Origin of the sequence: Mycobacterium sp. (genome assembly GCF_035653355.1) — a bacterium.
Classification (GTDB): Bacteria; Actinomycetota; Actinomycetes; order Mycobacteriales; family Mycobacteriaceae; genus Mycobacterium.
On record NZ_DASRBZ010000410.1, the window covers coordinates 1 to 5,415 of the forward strand.

The window sequence follows — 5,415 nt, forward strand, 5'->3', positions numbered from 1 at the left end:
CGGCGCTCCCGCCCGACACGGTGACGTCGGCGTCAAGGACGGCCGGATCGTGCGGGTCGGTGCACACGTCGACGAGTCGGCCTCGAAAACCATTGATGCGCAAGGGCTAACGCTCGCGCCAGGCTTCGTCGACCTGCACACCCACTACGACGCGCAGCTGTTCTGGGATCCCACCGCCAGCCCGTCGGTGCAACACGGCGTCACCACCGTCTTCGGCGGCAACTGCGGCTTCACGCTGGCGCCCGCCACCGCCGAGCAACAGGACTACCTCACCCGAATGCTCGCGCGGGTGGAAGGCATGCCGCTCGAGGCGCTGCGCGCCGGGCTGGACTGGCAGTGGTCGTCTTTCGGCGACTGGCTGACACGGTTCGAGGGCCACATCGCCATCAACGCCGGATTTCTGGTCGGGCACTCGGCGCTGCGGCTGGCAGCAATGGGCGACGACGCCGTCGGTGGCACGGCAACGCCTGAGCAGATCGAGCGGATGGTAGCCCTGCTCGAGGATGCGTTAAATGCTGGCGCGCTTGGGTTTTCCACGTCGCAGTCGCACACCCACAACGACGGCGCCGGCCAACCGGTGCCATCGCGGGCCGCATCCCGCGACGAGTTGGTGGCGCTGGCCGCCGGTGTGCGCAGCCACCCGGGCACCACGCTCGAGGCGATCGTCCCGGGCTGCCTGTCCGGCTTCACCGACGAAGAAATCGCGCTACTCACCGACATGTCGCTGGCCGCCGACAGGCCGCTGAACTGGAACGTGCTGGGCGTGTCGGCGGCGAATCCGGCCGGGCACAAAGGGCAACTGCGGGCCTCCGAGGTCGCCGCCCAGCGGGGCGCTCGGGTGGTGGCACTGACGCTGCCGCACGCCATGACGATTCGGCTGTCGTTTTTGACCGGCTTCGTGCTCGACGGGCTGCCCGGCTGGCGCGACACCATGCATCTGCCGGTACCCGAGCGACTCAAGGCGCTCGCCGATCCGCAGGTGCGCCGCCGTCTCAACGAGGGCGCCCAGTCGGAGGAGGCCGGCATCCTGCGCGGGCTATCGCAGTGGCATCGGCTCCTCATCGTCGAGACGTTCGCGCCCGAAAACGCTGATGCCACAGGTTGTTCCGTGGGCGAAGTCGCTGCCGCCCGCGGTGGTGAGCCCTTCGACACACTGTGCGACATCGTGGTCGCCGACGAACTGCGCACCGGGCTCATGCCGCCGCCCACCGGCGACGACGCCGCCGACTGGCGGGCACGGGCCGAGGTGTGGCGCCACCCGGACGCCGTGATCGGCGGTTCGGATGCCGGCGCCCACCTGGACATGATGTGCGGCGCCATCTACACGACCTCGCTGCTCGGGCAGGGAGTGCGCGAACACCAGGTGGTGACGCTCGAGGAGGCCGTGCAGCTGATCACCGACGTGCCGGCCCGGCTCTACGGGCTGCGCGACCGCGGCCGGATCAGCCCCGGCTGGCACGCCGACCTGGTGCTCTTCGACCCGGCGACCGTCGACCACGGACCTGAGCGCACCCGCTACGACCTTCCCGCCGGAGCGCCCCGGCTCGTCGCCGACGCCCGCGGAATCGTTTCGGTGTGGGTCGGCGGAGTCGAGGTCTGTCACGACGGTGCCGCCACCGGCGCCCTGCCCGGCACCGTGCTGCGGTCTGGACGCGACACCGAGACCGTCGCCGCCGGAGCACGCTAGGAGCCCGACGTGAGCCAGCTGGACGAGTTCGACCCGGCCGAGTTGCAGGCCGGGCTGCTCATGCAGGTCGAGAACGTCCACGAGCGGCTGCGCGAAGCCCGCGCGAAAAACCGGGTAATGGTCGGCAATCCGTTCAGCGAGACCGCCAGCCAAACCCTCGGCGTGGCAGGCGTGACCGTGCTCGGCTACGACGAATGCCAGATGGTGCTCACCCACCCGGACACGTTTTCTTCGTCCATCTACGAGCACATCATGGGCCCGGTCATGGGCCGCACGCTGCTGGAACTGCAAGGCGCCGAGCACCGCGCCAGCCGGGCCCTGGTATCGCCGTCGTTTCGGACAACGCTGCTCGAGCGGTGGCGCAGCGAACTGGTACAGGTGGTGGTCGACGAGCTCATCGACCGGTTCGCTCCACGCGGGCGGGCCGAGTTGGTTCGCGAGTTCACGTTCGCGTTCCCGGTACAGGTCATCGCACGGATCATGGGGTTGCCCCGCGCGGATTACCCGCGCTTCCAGCGGCTGTCGATCGAGTTGCTCAACGTGGTCTACGACTGGGAACGCGGAATCGCCGCCTCGGCAGCGTTGAAGAAATACCTCGGCGGGATCCTTGCCCAGCGGCGCCAGGCTCCGCAGGACGACCTGATCAGCACGCTCGCCGAATCCGAGATCGACGGTGAGCGGCTCTCCGACGACGAGATCTTCGCGTTTCTGCTGTTGATCTTGCCCGCCGGCGTCGAGACGACCTACCGAGCGTCGGGAAACCTGTTGGTTGCCTTGCTCACCGAGCCCGCGCTGCTGGAAGCGGTGCGTGCGGACCACGGCCTGGTACGCAGCGCGCTCGAGGAAGCGCTGCGGTGGGAGCCGCCGATCACATCGGTGATGCGGGTAGCCGCCCGCGACTGCGAGCTCGGTGGCATCAAGATCCCCGCGGGCACCAACGTGAACGTCAGCGTCGCATCCGCCAACCGGGATCCGACGCGATACCCCGACCCTGACAGTTTCGATTTCACCCGAAAAAACATCGCGCACTTGACTTTTGGCGGCGGTCCGCACCTGTGCCTCGGCATGCATCTGGCGCGGATGGAAGCGACCGTGGCGATCACCGCGCTACTCGACCGGTTGCCGGATCTGCGGCTCGACCCCAAGGCGCCGAAGCCGCGCATCGTCGGCGTCGCCTTCCGCTCGCCGTTGGCCCTGCCCGTCGAGTTCACCGCTGGCCATTGAGCGACCTCGGCGGCACAACTTCGCCCCGACTGGTGGTATCACTGCGGTATCTCTGGCATATGGGAATGACTTTGCGCACCAATGCCCAGCAGACTGAGGCAAGGCCGCCGCACTGTTGCAGTCACTGGCGCGCAACCACGCGTTGGTGGACGGAAACGTGCGTCTGGCGTGGACAGCCAGCCGAACGTTCCTCGCGATCCATGGCCAGTGGATCAGCGCGCCGGAAGACGCACGCTTCGACTTCGTGATCGGGGTAGCCACCGGCGCGCTGGCCGATCTCGAGAAGATCGCGGAGCAACTGCGCGCCTGGAGCCACCAAGAGGAGTGAGCCACGGGCGGCGCGCGGTTACACGCCTGCGTTGTCACCGATTACAAGTAATCGGTCTGGTTCACCAGCCGCACCGACGACATGCCGTCGGGATAGAACTCCGCAATGCTCAACGACGCGAGGTCTAGGTGCAACCGATACAGGATGCCCGGCCCGGCGTCGAGCGCGATGCGCAGCAGCATCTTGATCGGCGTGACGTGGGACACCACGAGCACCGTCGTGCCGCCGTGTTCGGCGATGATGCGGTCGCGCGCCAGCAGCACCCGCTGGTGCACGCTATCGAAGCTTTCCCCATCGGGCGGTGTGGTCCCGGTGTCGCGCAGCCAGCGCCGATGCAGCTCGGGGTCGCGTTCGGCGGCCTCACCGAATGTCAGTCCCTCCCAGGCGCCGAAGTCGGTCTCGACGAGGTCGTCGTCGACGGTCACGTCCAGGCCCAGTGCTTTGGCGGCCGTCGTCGCGGTGTCGTAGCAGCGCTGCAGCGGTGAGCTGATAACGGCGCTTATCCCGCCGCGTTGCGCGAGATACCGCGCCGCCGCGTCGGCCTGCCGCCAGCCGAGATCGGTCAGCGTCGGGTCGCCGCGGCCCGAGTAGCGGCGGTGCACCGAGAACTCAGTTTGTCCGTGGCGCAACAGCAGCAGTCGGGTGGGCGCGCCGCGGGCACCGGTCCAGCCTGGCGCACTTGTGGTTTCAGGCACCGCTGCGGTCTTGGCGGCCGTGTCCCCGGGCGGCGCATCTTCGGCCTGCGCGGCGGCGTCCATTGCCTCGTTCGCCAACCGGTCGGCGTGCGCATTGCGCTCGCGGGGCACCCAGGTGTAGCTGATCCGCTCGAACCTCGCCGCCAGCGCCCGGGCCCGCTTGTGCAGTTCGGCGAGGTCGGGGTGCTTGACCTGCCAGCGCCCCGACATCTGTTCGACCACTAGCTTGGAATCCATCATGACCACGACCTCGGTGGCATCGAGCTTTGCCGCCTCGTCCAAACCCGCTATCAGGCCGCGGTATTCGGCGACGTTGTTGGTGGCCCTGCCGATGGCCTGCTTGCTTTCCGCCAGTACGGTCGAGCGGTCGGCGTTCCAGACCACCGACCCGTAGCCCGCCGGCCCTGGGTTGCCCCGAGAGCCGCCGTCGGCTTCGACGATGACCTTCACTGGTTAAAGTCCTTGATCCGCAACAAGATTGCGCCGCATTCGGGACAGCGCAGCACGTCGTCTTCGGCGGCCGCCGAAATCCGGGCCAGTTCTCCGCGGTCGATTTCGATCCGGCAGGCACCGCAGCGACGCCCCTGCAACGCCCCGGCGCCGGCGCCGCGAGCCGCGCGCTGCCGCTCGTAGAGCGCGATCAACTCCGGATCCAGTCCCGCGATCAGCTCGTCGCGCCGCGACGCGCGCTGGTGCCGGACCCGGCCGATTTCGGCCAGCGCGGTGTCGAGGGCCTGCTGGACGCGCGCCAACTCGGCCTGCAGCGCATCGATCGCCGCCAACTCCGCGGCCTGCTGGGCCTGCAACTCCTCACGGCGCTCCATCACCTCCAATAGCGAATCTTCCAGGCTGGCTTGCCGACGTTGCAGGGTCTCCAGCTCGTGCTGCAGTTCACTCAACTGTTTGGCATCGGTTGCACCAGACTGCAGCAGGGACCGATCCCGATCCTCGCGCCGGCGCACGGCGTCGATCTCCGACTCATACCGCGACACCTGGGCATCGAGGTCCTCCAAGGCAATCTGCACGCTCGCCAGCCGGTCGTTGGCTGCACTGTGCTCAGCCTGCACCCGCTCGTATTCTTGCCGTTCCGGAAGGTGGCTGGACCGATATGCGATTCGCGACAGCTCAGCGTCGAGCTCCGACAACTCGAGCAACGAACGCTGCTGTGCCACTGCGGCTTTCATTGCTGTCCCCTCCCAGTGTCTGTCACTACCTTTCCCCTAAGTTCCACGGATCGGTGCGGATAGCGCACACCCGCACCGGCAGCGACTCGCCGAAATGGGACCGCAACATGTCGGCGGCCTGGTCGCACCACGGGAATTCGCTTGCCCAGTGCGCGACGTCAACCAACGCCACATCCGATGCGCGGCGATGCTCGTCGGCGGGATGATGCCGCAGATCAGCGGTGACGTAGGCCTGCACGCCGGCCGCCGCCGCGGCGCCCAGCAGCGAGTCCCCGGCCCCGCCGCACACCGCGACCC

The 5,415-nt window shown here is 68.2% G+C and carries 5 protein-coding genes and 1 pseudogene; 3 read left to right on the top strand and 3 right to left on the bottom strand.

Features of this window, described 5'->3' with window-relative positions:
* The 3 genes and pseudogenes from VFA16_RS14115 to VFA16_RS14125 all read left to right on the top strand — a co-directional run.
* A partial coding sequence (locus VFA16_RS14115) for an N-acyl-D-amino-acid deacylase family protein (RefSeq protein ID WP_324968417.1) occupies positions 1–1,687 on the top strand: 1,687 nt, incomplete at its 5' end.
* 9 nt (positions 1,688–1,696) lie between these two features.
* The gene (locus VFA16_RS14120) at positions 1,697–2,911 is read left to right on the top strand and encodes a cytochrome P450 (protein ID WP_324968418.1); all 1,215 of its coding nucleotides are present in this window, start codon (positions 1,697–1,699) and stop codon (positions 2,909–2,911) included.
* 100 nt (positions 2,912–3,011) lie between these two features.
* A pseudogene (locus tag VFA16_RS14125) lies at positions 3,012–3,239 on the top strand (type II toxin-antitoxin system death-on-curing family toxin); the annotation flags it as partial.
* A 41-nt stretch (positions 3,240–3,280) separates the two neighbouring features.
* Here the strand turns inward: VFA16_RS14125 and VFA16_RS14130 are convergent.
* The 3 genes from VFA16_RS14130 to VFA16_RS14140 all read right to left on the bottom strand — a co-directional run.
* Positions 3,281–4,384: a bifunctional RNase H/acid phosphatase gene (locus VFA16_RS14130; protein ID WP_324968419.1), complete on the bottom strand. Its 1,104-nt coding sequence runs from the start codon at positions 4,382–4,384 to the stop codon at positions 3,281–3,283.
* Positions 4,381–5,118, bottom strand: a complete 738-nt coding sequence (locus tag VFA16_RS14135) for a zinc ribbon domain-containing protein (protein ID WP_324968420.1) — start codon at positions 5,116–5,118, stop codon at positions 4,381–4,383. Before VFA16_RS14135 ends, VFA16_RS14130 begins: the two co-directional genes overlap by 4 nt.
* A 25-nt stretch (positions 5,119–5,143) precedes the next feature.
* Positions 5,144–5,415 (bottom strand): Nif3-like dinuclear metal center hexameric protein (locus tag VFA16_RS14140; RefSeq protein ID WP_324968421.1); only part of this gene is annotated, 272 nt, incomplete at its 5' end.

Bases quoted from the DNA above. Each gene is read 5' to 3' on its own strand.
- VFA16_RS14135 (WP_324968420.1), bottom strand. From the start codon at position 5,118: ATGAAAGCCGCAGTGGCACAGCAGCGTTCGTTGCTCGAGTTGTCGGAG.